The 15641-nt window shown below is 56.9% G+C and carries 11 protein-coding genes and 2 pseudogenes; 8 read left to right on the top strand and 5 right to left on the bottom strand.

The features are described from left to right. Positions 1–1360, top strand: a 1360-nt coding sequence (locus CINSTRO3249_RS05165; protein WP_254304262.1) for a flagellar biosynthesis protein FlhF, incomplete at its 5' end; no start/stop codon positions are given. A gap of 692 nt (positions 1361–2052) precedes the next feature. Further along, a pseudogene (metF, locus tag CINSTRO3249_RS05155) lies at positions 2053–2916 on the top strand (methylenetetrahydrofolate reductase); the annotation flags it as partial. Between the two features lie 173 nt (positions 2917–3089). On the opposite strand, the gene ppc reads toward metF, so the two are convergent. Further along, positions 3090–5732, bottom strand: a complete 2643-nt coding sequence (gene ppc / locus CINSTRO3249_RS05150; RefSeq protein WP_074012461.1) for a phosphoenolpyruvate carboxylase — start codon at positions 5730–5732, stop codon at positions 3090–3092. 253 nt (positions 5733–5985) lie between these two features. Then, positions 5986–7131 (bottom strand): acetylornithine deacetylase, encoded by a 1146-nt coding sequence (gene argE, locus CINSTRO3249_RS05145; protein ID WP_074012465.1) that lies wholly within the window; start codon positions 7129–7131, stop codon positions 5986–5988. A gap of 194 nt (positions 7132–7325) precedes the next feature. On the opposite strand from argE, the gene argC reads away from it, so the two are divergent. From argC to oxyR, 4 genes are all read left to right on the top strand, one after another. Next, positions 7326–8330: an N-acetyl-gamma-glutamyl-phosphate reductase gene (gene argC, locus CINSTRO3249_RS05140; RefSeq protein WP_074012460.1), complete on the top strand. Its 1005-nt coding sequence runs from the start codon at positions 7326–7328 to the stop codon at positions 8328–8330. 20 nt (positions 8331–8350) lie between these two features. Further along, complete coding sequence (gene argB / locus CINSTRO3249_RS05135) at positions 8351–9127, top strand: acetylglutamate kinase (protein WP_174249731.1); 777 nt, start codon at positions 8351–8353, stop codon at positions 9125–9127. A 128-nt stretch (positions 9128–9255) separates the two neighbouring features. Further along, positions 9256–10629, top strand: coding sequence for an argininosuccinate lyase (gene argH / locus CINSTRO3249_RS05130; RefSeq protein WP_074012464.1), 1374 nt, complete (start codon positions 9256–9258; stop codon positions 10627–10629). 547 nt (positions 10630–11176) lie between these two features. Continuing rightward, on the top strand, positions 11177–12094 hold the full coding sequence (gene oxyR, locus CINSTRO3249_RS05125; RefSeq protein WP_074012458.1) for a DNA-binding transcriptional regulator OxyR: 918 nt from the start codon (positions 11177–11179) through the stop codon (positions 12092–12094). On the opposite strand, the gene sthA is transcribed toward oxyR, so the two are convergent. Beyond that, entirely contained in the window at positions 12077–13474 is a 1398-nt protein-coding gene (sthA, locus tag CINSTRO3249_RS05120) for a Si-specific NAD(P)(+) transhydrogenase (protein WP_074012457.1), read from the bottom strand. The two genes, oxyR and sthA, sit on opposite strands and share 18 nt — an antisense overlap. Before the next feature lie 243 nt (positions 13475–13717). Here sthA and fabR point away from each other — a divergent pair, with 243 nt between their 5' ends. Next, positions 13718–14362: an HTH-type transcriptional repressor FabR gene (gene fabR, locus CINSTRO3249_RS05115; protein ID WP_074012463.1), complete on the top strand. Its 645-nt coding sequence runs from the start codon at positions 13718–13720 to the stop codon at positions 14360–14362. A 3-nt stretch (positions 14363–14365) separates the two neighbouring features. Beyond that, positions 14366–14743 carry a YijD family membrane protein gene (locus CINSTRO3249_RS05110; protein WP_074012456.1) on the top strand — a complete coding sequence of 126 codons (378 nt, stop codon included), beginning with the start codon at positions 14366–14368 and terminating at the stop codon, positions 14741–14743. A 28-nt stretch (positions 14744–14771) separates the two neighbouring features. Here the strand turns inward: CINSTRO3249_RS05110 and trmA are convergent. Continuing rightward, positions 14772–15371: pseudogene (gene trmA, locus CINSTRO3249_RS05105) on the bottom strand (tRNA (uridine(54)-C5)-methyltransferase TrmA); the annotation flags it as partial. 41 nt (positions 15372–15412) lie between these two features. Beyond that, positions 15413–15641 (bottom strand): integrase core domain-containing protein (locus tag CINSTRO3249_RS05100; protein ID WP_143146879.1); only part of this gene is annotated, 229 nt, incomplete at its 5' end.

The raw sequence follows: 15641 nt of genomic DNA, 5'->3' as shown, positions 1-15641 counted from the left end.
CATAGGTATCTACACATTTATCGTGATACCTGTTATTACTTTGCAGAATGATTTCAACCTATCTGTTGGCGGGATTGACTCTCGCCTTACCCGCCGATATCAGACGCTGGTTAAACAGCATATGACGCCCGCGGCTCTTCTTGCTTCTGCGGTTAAAGACCTCGCAAGTGCTCAAAAATCAACTTTCGCAACTACCCAAGCTGTCTGGCGTTTTCTGAATAATAAGCGAATTAGCTTCAGTCAACTCAATGAGCCAATTATTTCGCTAGCACTTGAGCAAATTTCGCTTAGCCCGCATCCATACGCTCTCGTTGTTCATGATTGGTCACGTTTACAATTTCTTTACCATCATGCCAAATACGGACGCTTAAAAATGACGCACGGTGGCGATGTTGGATATGAACTTCAAAGCAGCTTGCTGGTTGATGCTGGCACGGGTTTGCCAATAGCGCCTCTATCTCAGACACTTACCGATGCAACCGGTTGTCATTCAACGTTGGCGGAAGGACTGTCCGAACGGCAGACACATATGGACGCCTTGACGACCGATATTGCCCGTGTGGAATCGCTTAATATAGGTAAAAAGCTGATTCATATAATTGATAGAGAGGGTGACTCTATTGGACATATGCGGACGTTGAGTACTCAAGGAATATGCTGGCTTATCCGAGGAAAAGAAGGACATGGTGCAGAGTGGCAAGGTAATTCATTGAAAATTGGTGAGATTGCTGCTCTTCTGCCATACAACGGATGCGGACAGGTAGACTGGAAAGGGAAAAAAGCTGATATGGAAATCAGTGAAACCTCGATAGTCATAACCCGAGCTGCGCAGCAGAAGCGTAAAGATAAAGAAACCGGCCGCCGCATAAAAATCCAACCTGGAGAGCCTCTGACGGTCAGATTGGTTGTTGTTCGGCTTACGGATGATCTCGGTAATGTGGTGGGACGCTGGACGCTGCTTACAAACGTTTGCAGCGAGATCACCTGCGAGGAAGTAGCTCGTTGGTATTACTGGCGCTGGAATATTGAATCATTTTTTAAGTTGCTGAAAGGTGCCGGACATGACGTAGAAACATGGCTTCAGCGCAGCGCGCCAGCCGTACTACGCAGGTTGTTAATAGCCAGTATGGCTGCTGTTCTGGTATGGCGGCTGCAACGCGCTGAAGGAGAAGAAAATGCGGCAGCCCGCCAGCTGATATGTCGCTTGTCAGGACGACAGCAAAAGCGAGGCCGCAGAGAGAGCGCTCCTGCTCTGCTCGCTGGCCTATCCATCTTGTTGAATACACTAAAATTATTATCGGAATATAGTCTGGAAGAACTTACTCATTTAGCGAGAGTTGCTCTTAAGCCTCCTCCCTGATGTGTAGATACCTATGCTCTAAGGCGAGGGTGTCGGCATAGCGGTGGTCAGCGCCAGACGGCGAGGGCGCCCGGCGTAGCGGATGTCAGCTCATGGCGAGAATGTCCGATGCGGCGGTTGCCAGCGTCAAAGGCGTGAATGTCCGATGCGGCGGTTGCCAGCGTCAAAGGTGTGAATGTCCGATGCGGCGGTTGCCAGCGTCAAAGGTGTGAATGTCCGATGCGGCGGTTGCCAGCGTCCAAGGCGTGAATGTCCGATGCGGCGGTTGCCAGCGTCAAAGGCGTGAATGTCCAAGGTGGCGGTGGCCAGCGCCTTGCGGCGACAGCCTCCCGCGCTGGATCCTTGGGTGCCGTTGCGGTGGTGATGGATCTGCTTTTTCCTCCCGCGCCGAGCGCCAATGCGCCGCGGCGATGCCCGCGCCTCTACGGCTAAGATGGCTCGGTCCAGGCCTCCTTGCGCCGTACCGCGCGCCAGGCGCGCGTTCTTGGTACTTCCCAGATTGTAACCGTTTTACGCCTCACTAAGCCAAATTGAAAATAATTCACTCCTTGAATATTACTCGCCTCCGGCAACAATGAATTGATTGACGAAACTCGTGAATTCAGTCATTTTCTATTTAGACGTCTAAACGTATAGACGCTTATCTGTGGCGGGCATAACGCCCCTCCTACACTGTGTCATGAGGTAACGGTATGAGTTTCTTTCACGCCAATCAGCGGGAAGCATTGAATCAGAATCTGGCGGAACTGCAGGGCCAGATAAACGTCTCGTTTGAGTTTTTTCCCCCTCGCACCAGCGAGATGGAGCAAACTCTCTGGCAATCTATCGACCGACTGAGCGAACTGAAACCGACTTTTGTCTCGGTGACCTACGGGGCCAACTCTGGTGAACGCGAGCGTACCCACAGCATTATTAAAGACATCAAAGAGCGTACCGGTCTGGATGCTGCACCGCATCTGACCTGTATCGACGCCACCCCGCACGAGCTGCAGGCGATAGCGCAGGACTACTGGCATAGTGGGATCCGTCATATCGTGGCGTTACGGGGCGATTTACCACCCGGTAGCGGTCGGCCGGCGATGTACGGCGCCGATTTGGTTGCGTTGCTGAAAAAGGTGGGCGACTTCGATATCTCCGTGGCGGCCTATCCAGAAGTGCATCCAGAAGCCAAGAGCGCACAGTCGGATCTGATCAATCTGAAAAAGAAAGTCGATGCGGGCGCCAGCCGGGCGATTACCCAGTTCTTTTTCGATGTGGAAAGTTATTTGCGCTTTCGCGACCGCTGCGTTGCCGCCGGTATTGATACGGAAATAGTGCCGGGTATTTTGCCGGTGTCCAATTTTCGCCAACTGCAACGTTTCGCCGCTGTCACCAATGTGAAAGTACCCAATTGGATGACCACCATGTTCGACGGGCTGGATAACGATTTGGAAACCCGCAAAATGGTGGGGGCCTCCATCGCCATGGACATGGTGAAAATCCTCAGCCGGGAAGGGGTGAAGGATTTTCATTTTTACACCCTGAATCGCGCCGAGCTTACCTATGCCATCTGCCATCTGCCATACGCTGGGCGTGCGCCCGGAGATCAAAATCACCCCTGCGGCCAATCGGGCCGCGGGATAACGCGTCCCGCCGCCTGGTACCTGTTTAGCGGGCGTGACGGCCCGTTGTCGCCAGCGCCTATGTCGTTCGCGGGCGGCTTTGCCGCCGCCGCGCGCTTCACCGTTCATTAGCCAGTGTTTCGCATCCCCGCCGCCACCCCGGCAATAGTAACCATCAGCGCCTGTTCCACCCTTGCATCAGGGTGCTCCTGCTGCCGTGAACGATGCAGCAGCTCCGCCTGTAGCACATTGAGCGGATCGGTATACACATTACGCAGCGCGATGGATTCGGCAATCCACGGCAAATCGGCCATGAGATGATCGTCGTTGGAGATCGTCAATACCACGTTAATATCGTCCGCCAGCTGTTGCCGCAGCTGTTTGCCTAGCGGCCACAGGGACTCTTCCACCAGACGCTGATCGTAATATTCGGCCAGCCACAGGTCGCTTTTGGCGAACACCATCTCCAGCATGCCGATGCGGGTGGAGAAAAAAGGCCAATCGCGGCACATGGTTTCCAATTGATCTTGCTTGCCGGACTCCACCGCTTTTTGCAGCGCCGCGCCGGCACCCAGCCAAGCGGGCAGCATCAGGCGGTTCTGCGTCCAGGCGAAAATCCAGGGAATGGCGCGCAGACTCTCGACGCCGCCGGAAGGACGGCGTTTGGCCGGCCGTGAGCCGAGCGGCAACTTGCCCAGTTCTTGCTCCGGCGTCGCTGAGCGGAAATAAGGAACGAAATCCGGGTTTTCACGCACGTAGCCGCGATACATATCGCAGGAAACCGTCGACAGCTCCTCCATCAACGCGCGCCACTCCTGGCGCGGCTCCGGCGGCGGCAACAGGTTGGCCTCAAGAATGGCGCCGGTGTAAAGCGCCAGGCTGCTGATAGCCACCTCCGGCAGGCCGTATTTGAAGCGAATCATCTCGCCCTGCTCGGTCACGCGCAGCCCGCCCTTCAGGCTGCCGGGCGGTTGGGACAGCAGCGCGGCATGGGCCGGCGCGCCGCCGCGACCGATGGAGCCGCCGCGTCCATGAAACAACGTCAGGTTGATGCCGGCCTTGTCGCAGGTTTTGATCAGTGCATCCTGTGCGCGATACTGCGCCCAGGATGCGGCCATCACGCCGGCATCCTTGGCGGAATCGGAATAGCCAATCATCACCATCTGCTTGCCCTGAATGATGCCGCGATACCAATCAATGTTAAGCAGCTCGGTCATGACCCGATCGGCGTTATTCAGATCGTCCAGGGTTTCAAACAGCGGCGCTACCGGCAAGGTATACTCACAACCCGCTTCTTTCAGCAGCAAATGCACCGCCAGCACATCGGAGGGGGTCCGCGCCATGGAAATGACATAAGCGGCCACCGATCCCTGCGGCGCGTCAGCGATGACCCGGCAGGTATCGAGCACTTCGGTGGTCTCATCGCTTAGCTGCCAGCGTCGGGGGAGCAGCGGCCGGCGGGAATTAAGCTCGCGAATTAAAAACGCCTGTTTATCGGTTTCCGGCCAGCTGGCATAATCTCCCAGCCCCAGATAGCGGGTAATTTCGCTTAACGCCTCGGTATGGCGGGTGCTCTCCTGACGCACGTCGATGCGCACCAACTGAATACCGAAGCATTTGATGCGCCGCAGCGTATCCAGCAGCTGACCGCTGGCGATAATCTTCATCCCGCACGCCCGCAGCGATTGATAACAGGCGTAAAGCGGTTCCCAAAGCTGATCGTTGGTTTCCAGCAAATCGGTTGGCGCCGAGCGATGCTCGCCGCGCAGTTGCGCCGCCAGCCAGTCCTGAGTGCTCAGTAACTGCGCGCGCAGACGCTTCATTAGCCGGCGATAAGGCTCCTGCTCTTCATCGCCCCCTCCCGCCAGCGCGCGTAGCTCGGGGGTGCATTCCCCCATCGACAGTTCAGACACCAGCACCTGAATATCGCGCATAAACAGATCTACCGCTTTCCAACGGCTGAGCAGCAGCACGCGGCGGGTAATATCGGCGGTCACATTGGGGTTACCGTCGCGATCGCCGCCCATCCATGAGGTGAAGGTGACCGGCACGTTTTCCACCGGAAATTTGTAGCCGAAGACATCTTCCAGTTGTTCATTCAGCTCGCGCAGATAGCGCGGCACGCCATCCCAAAGACTGTTTTCCACTACCGCAAATCCCCAGCGGGCTTCATCCACCGGCGTCGGGCGATGTTTACGGATTTCGTCGGTATGCCAATATTGGGCGATCAGTTGGCGCAAGCGGCGCATGATTTGCTTATGTTCATACTCCGGCAGATCGTGGTGATCCAATTGCTTCAGGCAGTTATTCACCTCCACCAGCATATGTATCAGGGTGCGGCGGGTAATTTCGGTGGGGTGCGCGGTTAAAACCAGTTCAATCGACAGGGATTCCACCGCGGCGCGAATGGTTTTTTCATTCAGTTCCGGGTGCTGTTTCAGCCGGGTAAAGACTTTACCCAACCCTTCAGGATTATTGGCCGCTTCGCCATGCGGGGAAATAGAATGAAATTGCTCGGCGGTGTTGGCTAAATTGAGGAATTGGCTAAAGGCGCGCGCCACCGGCAGCAGCTCATCATTGGACAGGTTTTGCAGGGTGGAAAGTAACTGCTGGCGATGCTTTTCATTGCCGGCCCGGGACGATTTAGACAACTTGCGGATGGTTTCGACCTTTTCCAGGATATTTTCACCCATCGCCTCTTTGATCGTGTCGCCCAGAAGCTTCCCGAGCATACTAACATTGCTTCGCATTGCCGAATATTGTTCGTTCATATGGACCCTGATTGGACTCTTTGTAAATTTATTTCACCGGATGGCGTTAATCGTTTGCCTTTATCTAGCCACGTATCGCAAGGTTCGTCAATTGCCAACATTTCACGACAAAAAACCCCACATTCGCGGCAATTCGCGAAATTTAATTACACCTGCCAATTATAAGAATATCTTATTCATTCGGGCGGTGTTTTCGGCGAAAAGGGTGTTTTCCACGCGCGACCCTGCCGGCGTGGAAAGCGGGTTTTTCTCTTCAGTGATTGCAGAAATGTTGCACGATCTGCGTAATCAATTCCCGGGTAGGTTTGATGAAAGCGGTATCAATAAATTCGTCAGGTTGATGGGCCTGATTAATTGAGCCCGGTCCCAGCACCAGGGTGGGACATAACGCCTGAATAAACGGGGCTTCGGTACAGTAATTGACCACTTCGGTTTCCACCCCCAGCAGCTTTTCCACCACCTGCACCAGCGGCGCATCCGTCGGGCATTCATAGCCCGGGATAGGCGGATGCAGTGCTGACACCGTGATACGGCCCGGCCAGCGTTCGCTGACGGGGGCCAGGGCATCGGTCATCAGCTCTTCCAGGTCGCCCAAGGTCAGACCGGGCAGCGGGCGAATATCCATGTGCAATTCGCAGCAGCCGCAGATGCGGTTGGCCGCGTCGCCGCCGTGAATATGGCCGAAATTCATCGTGGGGTAGGGAATGACAAAGGCCGGATGATGGTAGCGTGTTTGTAGGGTATCGCGCAGCAGCATCAGGTGAGAGATGGCTTCATGCATCACCTCGATGGCATTGACGCCGCGCGCGGGATCGCTGGAGTGCCCCGACTGACCCATGACGGTGACCGCGTTGGAAAGATGGCCTTTGTGCGCGCGCACCGGCGTCAGCGAAGTGGGTTCGCCGATGATGGCGCAATCCGGCCGCAGCTGACTACTGCGGGCGAAATAGCTAGCGCCGGCCATGGAGGTTTCTTCATCCGCGGTCGCCAAGACATACAGCGGTTTTTTCAGCGAAGCGACATCGATATCCCGCAGGCTGTCGAGCACAAAAGCAAAAAACCCTTTCATATCCGCGGTGCCCAAACCGTAGAGCTTATTGTCGTGCTCGCTTAAGACAAAAGGGTCCCGCGTCCAGCGGCCATCGTCAAAAGGCACCGTATCGCTGTGGCCCGTTAATAATAATCCCCCCGGTCCACTGCCCGCGCTGGCCAGCATGTTAAACTTATTGCGTGTCCCCGGTACCGGCTGCACCTCCACCTGAAACCCCAGATCGCGGAACCAACCCGCCAGCAAAGTGATTAAGGCCTCATTGCTTTGATCCAGCGCGGCGTCGGTGGCGCTGATGGACGGCGTGGCAATAAGCGCACGGTACAACTCAATAAAAGGGGGTATTTTCATCATCGTGGTTGACAGCCTTTGCTTTGGATAGTATCAATATTCATGCATTTATTGTGAATAAAAATACAGTAATGTCGAGCGTGACGTAAAAGGGTTATACCAGACTACACCGCTTGACCTCGCGGGTGAACAGCGGATTGGCGCTGATTCGCCCAACTTCTGTTTAGATATGGTTAAGAAGGCAAATAAATTTCATGCTGAATACGCTGATTGTCGGCGCCAGCGGCTACACCGGCGCTGAGCTTGCGCTCTACGTGGCCCGCCACCCGCAGATGCATCTCGCCGCGCTGACGGTTTCCGCGCAGAGCGCCGATGCCGGCAAATTGCTCTCCGAGCTTCACCCGCAATTGAAAGGCATTGTCGATTTGCCGCTGCAGCCCATGGACGATGTCAGCGCATGGGCCAAGCGCGCCGATGTGGTGTTTCTCGCCACCGCCCATGAAGTGAGCCATGATCTGGCGCCGCAATTTCTCGCGGCCGGCTGCGTGGTGCTTGATCTCTCCGGCGCCTACCGCGTCAATCAGGCGGCCTTTTACACCCAATACTACGGTTTTGAACATCAGCACGGCGACTGGCTGGATCGGGCGGTCTACGGACTGGCGGAGTGGCAGGAAGCGGCGTTGAAAACCGCCCAGCTGGTGGCGGTGCCCGGCTGTTATCCCACCGCCTCACAGCTGGCGCTTAAACCTCTGGTCGAGGACGGATTGCTGCATGGCGACCAGTGGCCGGTGATCAATGCGGTCAGCGGGGTCAGCGGCGCCGGGCGTAAAGCGTCGCTCGGCAATAGTTTTTGCGAGGTCAGCCTCCAGCCTTATGGTATTTTCACCCACCGGCATCAGCCTGAGATTGCCCGTCATTTAGGTATTCCGGTGATCTTCACACCGCACCTGGGCAATTTCGCCCGCGGCATGCTGGCGACCATCACCTGCCGGCTGCGGCCCGGCGTGACGTCGGCGGCGGTTGCGGCCAGTTTCCATCAGGCCTATGACGATAAACCGCTGGTGCGGCTTTACGACCAAGGCGTGCCGGCGCTGAAGGCGGTCGTGGGCACGCCGTTTTGCGATATCGGTTTCAAAATGCAGGACGAACATCTGATCGTGGTCGCCGCTGAGGATAACCTGCTGAAAGGGGCGGCGGCGCAGGCGGTGCAGTGCGCCAATATCCGTTTTGGTTTTGCGCAGACGCTGGCGCTTTACTAGGGACTAATGAGGCCAATAACATAATGAATCCATTGATTATCAAACTGGGCGGCGTTTTGCTCGATAGCGACGAGGCGCTGGAGCGTTTGTTTACCGCGCTGGACAGTTATCGCGCCGAGCACCGGCGCCCTTTGCTTATCGTCCACGGCGGCGGTTGCCTGGTGGACGAGTTGATGCATAAACTTTCCCTGCCGGTGGTCAAGAAAAACGGCCTGCGGGTGACGCCTGCGGATCAGATAGCGATTATTACCGGCGCGCTGGCCGGCACCGCCAATAAAACATTGCTGGCGTGGGCGAAAAAACATGCCATCAATGCGGTAGGACTGTGCCTGGGGGATGGCGACAGCGTGAATGTCACGCCGCTCGATCCGGCGCTGGGTCACGTCGGCCATGCGCAACCCGGTTCGCCGGCGCTGCTGACGACGCTGTTAGACGGCGGCTATCTGCCCGTTATCAGCTCGATCGGGCTAACCCATGACGGCGAACTGATGAACGTTAACGCCGATCAGGCGGCCACCGCGCTGGCCGCTACCTTGGGCGCCGACCTGATTTTGCTCTCGGACGTCAGCGGGATCCTTGATGGCAAAGGCCAACGCATCGCGGAAATGACCGCCCAGAAGGCCGAGCAATTGATCGAGCAGGGGATCATCACCGACGGTATGATAGTGAAGGTCAACGCCGCGCTTGATGCGGCCCGCACACTGGGCAGGCCGGTGGATATCGCCAGCTGGCGCCACGCCGAGCAACTGCCTGCGCTGTTCAACGGCGTTGCCATTGGCACCCGTATACTGGCCTGATTGCCGGCCTCGCCGGCAGCGTGACGCCGGCCGGTTCGTTTTACCCTCTTAGGGCGCGGCATGAGGCCGCGCACGCACCTTTATCGCGCGCGATGGCGCGCGTTAGCATCGTTTTAGGAGAGCAGGTTATGGCACTTTGGGGCGGACGATTCAGTCAGGCGGCGGATCAACGTTTTAAATCTTTTAATGACTCGCTGCGGTTCGACTACCGTCTGGCCGAACAGGACATCGTCGGTTCCGTGGCCTGGTCCCGCGCGCTGGTCACCGTGGGGGTGTTGAGCGAAGCGGAGCAGCAACAGCTGGAAGACGCTCTGAACGTGACCCTGGAGGAGGTGCGTGCCGCGCCGGAAGCTATCCTCGCGAGCGATGCAGAAGATATCCATAGCTGGGTAGAGCAGCGTTTGATAGATAAAGTGGGCGATTTAGGCAAAAAGTTGCACACCGGACGCAGCCGAAACGATCAAGTGGCGACCGATCTCAAGCTGTGGTGTAAAGCGCAGGTCACCGAGCTGCTTGGCGCGATACATTTATTGCAGCAGGCGCTGGTCATGACCGCCGAGGCCCATCAGGACGTGGTGATGCCCGGCTATACCCATTTACAGCGCGCGCAGCCGATCACCTTTGCCCATTGGTGTCTGGCCTACAGCGAAATGCTCGCCCGCGATGAAAGCCGCCTGCGCGACACGTTGACGCGTCTGGACGTCAGCCCGCTCGGCGCCGGCGCGCTGGCCGGTACCGCCTATGCTATCGATCGCGACAAGTTGGCCGGCTGGCTGGGTTTTGCTTCTGCGACCCGCAACAGTCTGGATAGCGTTTCCGATCGCGATCATGTTCTGGAACTCCTGTCGGATGCGGCAATTGGCATGGTGCACCTTTCCCGCTTCGCCGAAGATCTGATTTTCTTTAATACCGGTGAGGCGGGCTTCATCGAATTATCGGATCGCGTCACTTCCGGTTCGTCGCTGATGCCGCAGAAGAAAAACCCCGATGCGCTGGAGCTTATCCGCGGCAAATGCGGACGAGTGCAGGGCGCGTTGACCGGCATGATGATGACGTTGAAGGGCCTGCCGCTGGCCTATAACAAGGATATGCAGGAGGATAAAGAGGGGCTGTTCGACGCGCTGGATACCTGGCTTGACTGTCTGCATATGGCGGCGCTGGTGCTCGATGGCATCCAACTGAAATCGCCGCGCTGCCGCGAAGCGGCTGAGCAGGGGTATGCCAACGCCACCGAACTGGCGGATTATCTGGTGGCGCGGGGGATCCCTTTTCGCGAAGCGCACCATATTGTCGGCGAGGCAGTGGTGGAAGCTATCCGTCAGGGGGTGCCCCTGGAAGCGCTACCGCTGGCGCAACTGCAGGCTTTCAGCCCGGTGATCCACGATGATGTCTATCCGGTCCTGGCGCTGGCGTCGTGTCTGGCGCAGCGTAAGGCGAAAGGCGGCGTGGCGCCGGAGCAGATCGCGCAGGCTATCGCCGAGGCAAAACAGCGGCTGGCATAAAGGCTGCGGCGCCAGCCCAATGCTATCATCGGGCAGGTGGGTGGATTGACGCGGTAGGTCCAGCGTGGCCGGGCATTCGCCCGCTGAGGCCACTGCTGCGGGCGGTCCGCGTCTTTCACCTAAACGCTGAGCGTTTTTCGCGCTGCACGGCGCATCCCTTGATGCATTCAACCAGTGTTCGCGCTGCACGGCGCATCCCTTGATGCATTCAACCAGTGTTCGCGCTGCAGGGCGCATCCCTTGATGCATTCAACCCATGTTCGCGCTGCACGGCGCATCCCTTGATGCATTTAACCCATGTTCGCGCTGTAGGGTGCATCCCTTGATGCATTCAATCTATGTTCGCCCTGCTAGGCAGAGAATATCGCTGGCGAGACCTCTTTCCTTACCTGACCCGCAACTTTCTCCCATCATTTTAACGAGATGGGTGAAGTGGAACATCATTAACCTGTGTCGTGAATTATTATTGGTTTTAGCTATTGATAGGGTTAATCGTTGATTGCTATTCTATCTATCGACGCGGGCTATCGCGTCAATGGAGGAATTGATGAACATTCGCGATCTAGAATATTTGGTGGCTCTGGCCGAGCATCGTCATTTCCGACGCGCCGCCGACTCCTGCCACGTCAGTCAGCCCACGCTCAGCGGACAGGTGCGCAAGCTGGAAGATGAATTGGGCGTAATGCTGTTGGAACGAACCAGCCGTAAAGTGCTGTTCACCCAAGCCGGCCTGCTGCTGGTGGATCAGGCGCGTACGGTGCTGCGGGAAGTGAAAGTTCTGCGCGAGATGGCCAGCCAGCAAGGGGAATCCATGTCGGGGCCGCTGCATATCGGCCTTATCCCCACCGTGGGGCCGTACCTGCTGCCGCATATTGTTCCGACGCTGCACCAGACCTTTCCCAAGCTGGAAATGTATTTGCATGAGTCCCAAACCAGCCAACTGTTACAGCAGCTCGACAGCGGCAAGCTGGACTGCGCCATTCTGGCGCTGGTAAAGGAGTCGGAAGCGTTTATTGAAGTGCCCTTGTTTGACGAACCGATGCAGTTGGCGATCTACGCCGATCATCCCTGGGCGGATCGCGATCGGGTGCCGATGTCCGATCTGGCCGGTGAGCGGCTGCTGATGCTGGAGGATGGCCACTGTTTGCGCGATCAGGCGATGGGGTTTTGCTTCCAGGCCGGTGCCGACGAGGACACCCATTTTCGCGCTACCAGCCTGGAAACCCTGCGCAATATGGTGGCGGCGGGCAGCGGCATTACCCTGCTGCCCTCCCTGGCGGTCCCGAGGGAGCGCAAGCGGGATGGCGTTTGCTATCTCCCTTGTTACAAACCGGAACCGAAACGCACCATTGCGCTGGTGTATCGCCCCGGTTCACCGCTGCGTGCCCGCTATGAGCAACTGGCGGACAGTATCCGCAGCCATATGCAAGCCTACATGGGCAGCGGCTTAAAAGAGGCGGTTTAAGCCGTTAAGCGCCGCCACCCGATAGGCTTCCGCCATGGTGGGATAATTGAAGGTGGTATTGACGAAATACTCGATAGTATTGCCCTCCCCCTTCTGTTCCATGATGGCCTGGCCAATATGAATAATTTCGGCGGCGCGCTCGCCAAAACAGTGGATGCCGAGGATCTGCTTTGTCTCGCGGTGAAATAACAATTTCAGGCTGCCGACATTCATGCCGACGATTTGCGCCCGCGCCAGATGTTTGAACTGCGCGCGTCCGACTTCATAGGGCACTTTCAATGCCGTGAGCTCTTGCTCGGTTTTGCCGACAGAGCTGATTTCGGGAATGGTATAAATGCCGGTGGGGATATTTTCAATCAGCTGCACATTGGCCTGGCCTTTGATGATCACCTGCGCGGCGATACGGCCCTGATCATAAGCCGCAGAGGCCAGACTGGGGTAACCAATCACATCGCCGACCGCGTAAATATGGCGGGCGGCGGTCTGGTACATACTGTTGACCTTGATAAGGCCACGGCTGTCCGCTTCCAGCCCGACCTTGTCCAGCTTAAGCGTATCGGTATTGCCGGTGCGGCCGTTGGCATAGAGCAGACAATCGGCTTTCATGCGCTTGCCGGAGCGGAAACGTACCTCGATGCCGTCATCGAGCCCTTTGATTTCTTCGTATTCCTCGTTGTGGCGGATAACCACCCCGTTTTCCCAGAAATGGTAGGACAGGGCGTCGGACATCTCCTGATCGAGGAACGCCAGCAGCCGATCCCGGGTATTAATCAAATCTACCTTGACGTTCATGCCGCGGAAAATCGAGGCGTACTCGCAGCCGATGACGCCGGCACCGTAGATAATGACATGGTGGGGATCGTGCTTCAGATCGAGGATGGAGTCGCTGTCATAGACACGCGGATGGTCGAAATCGACATCCTGCGGGTGATAAGGCCGGGAGCCGCAGGCGATGACGATATTTTCCGCGCTGAGGGTTTCGGTCGTGTTATCGCCGTAGTGGATCTGCACCCGGTGTTCATCGACGAAGCTGGCCTCGCCGGTAAAAATCTGGCAGTGGTTGCGCTCGTAAAAACCTTGGCGCATGTGGGTTTGCTGCTTTATGACCTGGTCGGCATGACGCAAAATATCGGCGAAGCCGGTGTGGGGCAGGCGGGTATTACCGTGCAGCGGGCTCTGATTAACTTCGATAATCCGGCTCACCGCCTGACGCAGCGCTTTGGAGGGAATGGTGCCCCAGTGGGTGCAGCCGCCGCCGACGTTGTCATAGCGCTCAATGACCGCAACGCGCGCGCCCCGTTTGGTCAACCCCATGGCGGCGCCTTCGCCGCCGGGACCGGAACCGATAATAATGGCATCGTAATCGTACTTTGGTTGCATAGCTGTCCCAACCCGATGAATACAAATTAACAACCTAATTGTAACATCAACGCCCGCATATCCCAATTGTCAACGCATCGGGCGAGCGGTAACCGCACGGATCGTCCCTTCGCGCCCCCGGCCACGGTCAAGGTTGGTACCAGGGTGTTTGGGACGTTAAAATACACAGTTTGTATCAACGCTGTTGCAACAAATTTTGATATAGTTGTTTTTTTACATTAATGGCGAGGCTGGATGGTTTATATGGGCGTCAGAGCGCAACAAAAAGAGCGAACCCGGCGTTCGCTCATTGAGGCGGCCTTCAGCCAATTAAGCGCTGAACGCAGTTTCGCCAGCCTGAGCCTGCGTGAAGTCGCCCGCCAAGCCGGTATCGCGCCCACCTCATTTTACCGCCATTTTCGCGATGTGGATGAGTTGGGCCTCACCATGGTGGACGAAAGCGGCCTGATGTTGCGCCAGCTGATGCGCCAGGCGCGTCAGCGTATCGCCAAGGGCGGCAGCGTGATCCGCACCTCGGTGGCTACGTTTATGGAATTTATCGGTAATAATCCCAATGCTTTCCGCCTGCTGCTGCGTGAACGTTCCGGCACCTCCAGCGCCTTCCGCGCCGCGGTGGCGCGTGAAATTCAGCATTTCATCGCCGAGCTGGCCGATTATTTGGAAATCGAGAACCACATGCCGCGCAGTTTTACCGAAGCGCAGGCGGAGGCGATGGTTATCATTGTGTTTAATGCCGGCGCCGAGGCGCTGGATGTCGATCTTGAGCAGCGCCGCCAGCTGGAAGAGCGGCTGGTGCTGCAGCTGCGCATGATTTCCAAAGGGGCTTTTTATTGGTACCGTCGCGAACAGGAAAAAGCGCTGACCCTTACTGAGAATAATGGCAGGTAACAGATGACCCAACACACCCTTGCAGAGAAAGGCACATTGCTGTTGGCATTGATCGCGGGCTTGTCCCTTAACGGCAGCTTCACCGCGCTTTTCAGCGCCATTGTGCCTTTTTCCTTCTTCCCGCCGATTGCGCTGGCCCTGGCGCTGTACTGCCTGCATCAGCGTTATCACCAGAGTGCTATGCCGCCGGGGTATCCGCTGCTGGTGGCGGCAAATTTTCTGCTTGGGCTGTTATTGTACAGCGCGATTGTTCGCGCCGAATATCCCGCTATCGGCTCCAATTTCGTGCCGTCAATATTGGCGGTGGTGCTGGTGTTGTGGATTGGCCGGCGGCTGAAAATCCTGCGCCGCACGCAGGCGGACGGCGATGAAAATTATTGATGCCTGAATCAGGCCGGGCGCCGACGGCTCAAACCGCCGTCGCCTTGCGCACCAGCAACACGCCACATTCCATATGATGGGTGTAGGGGAACTGATCAAATAGCGCCAGCCGTTCGATAGTGTGGGTGGACGACAGCGTGGCAAGGTTGCGGCACAGAGAATCAGGGTTGCAGGAGATATACAGGATCTGAGGATACGCCTGCACCATGCTGACCGTCGCTTCGTCCAGCCCGCTGCGCGGCGGATCAACGAAAATCGTTTCGCAACGGTAGCTCTGTAAATCAATCTCCTTGAGACGGGTAAACTCCCGCTCTTTGCGCATCGCCTGGGTAAACTCTTCAGCCGACATACGGACTATCTGCACATTGTCGATGTGATTCGCGGCGATGTTATAGTGCGCGGCTTCCACCGACGGTTTGGCGATTTCGGTGGCAAGCACCCGGTCGAAATGACGCGCCAGCGCCAGCGAAAAATTGCCGTTGCCGCAGTAAAGCTCCAGCAAATCCCCCTGCGCGCCTTCGGTGGCCGCCAGCGCCCATTCCAGCATGTGGACATTGACGCCGGCATTGGGCTGGGTAAAGCTGTTTTCGATCTGCCGGTAAATAAGCGTGCGGCCGGCGACGGTCAAATGAATAACCCCGAGTTTATTAGAGAGTAATTTTGGCAATACTACGCCGCTTCCTCTGATGCTAATTGCAAAGCGTAATAGTTCATTTCGGCTTCAGTAGGAGGGATGTAACCCAGCCGCCCGAGCAGCCTTCTGTTGTTGTACCAGTCCACCCAGTCCAGCGTGGCCAACTCCACTTCCGTCCGGTTTTTCCAGCTCCCGCGGTGGATAACCTCCGTTTTGTACAACCCGTTGATACTCTCTGCCATCGCATTATCGTAGGAGTCGCCG

The sequence above is a fragment of the Candidatus Sodalis sp. SoCistrobi genome (assembly GCF_900143145.1).
In the GTDB taxonomy this organism is placed as follows: Bacteria; Pseudomonadota; Gammaproteobacteria; order Enterobacterales; family Enterobacteriaceae; genus SoCistrobi.
Note: the sequence above shows the minus strand (reverse complement) of the source record. Positions and strands in the feature narration are given on the sequence as shown.